The organism is Paenibacillus sp. 32O-W, from assembly GCF_007679495.1.
Lineage (GTDB): Bacteria > Bacillota > Bacilli > Paenibacillales > NBRC-103111 > Paenibacillus_L > Paenibacillus_L residui.
Genome location: NZ_VEGP01000159.1, coordinates 1 through 912, shown reverse-complemented (window position 1 = coordinate 912; position 912 = coordinate 1). Strand labels below are relative to the sequence as shown.

The window sequence follows — 912 nt, the reverse complement described above, 5'->3', positions numbered from 1 at the left end:
CTTCATTAAGAAAAATCCAATCACTGGCTAATGGATGCTTTCGCATTTTCATTCGCTATCTAGTTTTCAAGGAACAATCTCGTGCGCGGTTAGCGCAGCGAAAGATATCTTACCACATTGCCGCCGTCTTGGCAACTAGCAATTTTTGCTTGCCTCGAGCGGCTTCTTTGGTGGAGCCAAGCGGGATCGAACCGCTGACCTCCTGCTTGCAAGGCAGGCGCTCTCCCAGCTGAGCTATGGCCCCTAACTGAACCCCAAAAAGTGAAGTGATGCTTCGAGGCTAATTCCGAATACTTTTCGGGGAGCCCCAAACACCTTTACCAAAAGTGAAGCGATGCTTCGCAGCCTATTGAGATTACTTTTGGGGGAGCCCCCATACATAACCCAAAATAGTGAAGTGATGCTTCGAGGCTTTTTTAAGCCCTAACGCTTCACCTGCTTAATCTTTAGGCTTATTCACTTTTTACAGGCTTAAATGGTGGGCCCTAGTGGACTCGAACCACCGACCTCACCCTTATCAGGGGTGCGCTCTAACCAGCTGAGCTAAGGGCCCTTGGCTTCTGCAATTGAGTTTTCATCGATGAAGGGTTCCGATACTCTCCTGTGGGAGAGATCAACGCTCATCTTTGAAATAACCCGCTTGGCGGCGTCCATTCCGCACCGATTGAACCTACTCCTCAGAATTACTTCGAGGTCGGCATCGGAACCGGCTATGAACGTCGAGCCAGCTTCTTGAGTTTTCATCGATGAAGGGTTCCGATACTCTCCTGTGGGAGAGATCAACGCTCATCTTTGAAATAACCCGCTTGGCGGCGTCCTACTCTCCCAGGACCCCTCGGTCCAAGTACCATCGGCGCTGGAGGGCTTAACGGTCGTGTTCGGGATGGGTACGCGTGGTTCCCCTCCGCCATC

The 912-nt window shown here is 51.3% G+C and carries 1 protein-coding gene, 2 tRNA genes and 1 rRNA gene; all 4 read right to left on the bottom strand.

The genetic code is table 11. The features are described 5' to 3' along the window. Nucleotides 1-168: 168 nt before the first annotated feature. A tRNA-Ala gene (locus FS806_RS25250) sits at nt 169-244 on the bottom strand. A gap of 232 nt (nt 245-476) precedes the next feature. Further along, nucleotides 477-553: transfer RNA gene (locus FS806_RS25245), tRNA-Ile, on the bottom strand. After that, nucleotides 544-744 (bottom strand): hypothetical protein, encoded by a 201-nt coding sequence (locus FS806_RS25240; protein ID WP_144942102.1) that lies wholly within the window; start codon nt 742-744, stop codon nt 544-546. Before FS806_RS25240 ends, FS806_RS25245 begins: the two co-directional genes overlap by 10 nt. A gap of 60 nt (nt 745-804) precedes the next feature. After that, nucleotides 805-912: ribosomal RNA gene (rrf, locus tag FS806_RS25235) — 5S ribosomal RNA — on the bottom strand; the annotation flags it as partial.

Bases quoted from the DNA above. Each gene is read 5' to 3' on its own strand.
- FS806_RS25240 (WP_144942102.1), bottom strand. From the start codon at position 744: ATGAAAACTCAAGAAGCTGGCTCGACGTTCATAGCCGGTTCCGATGCC.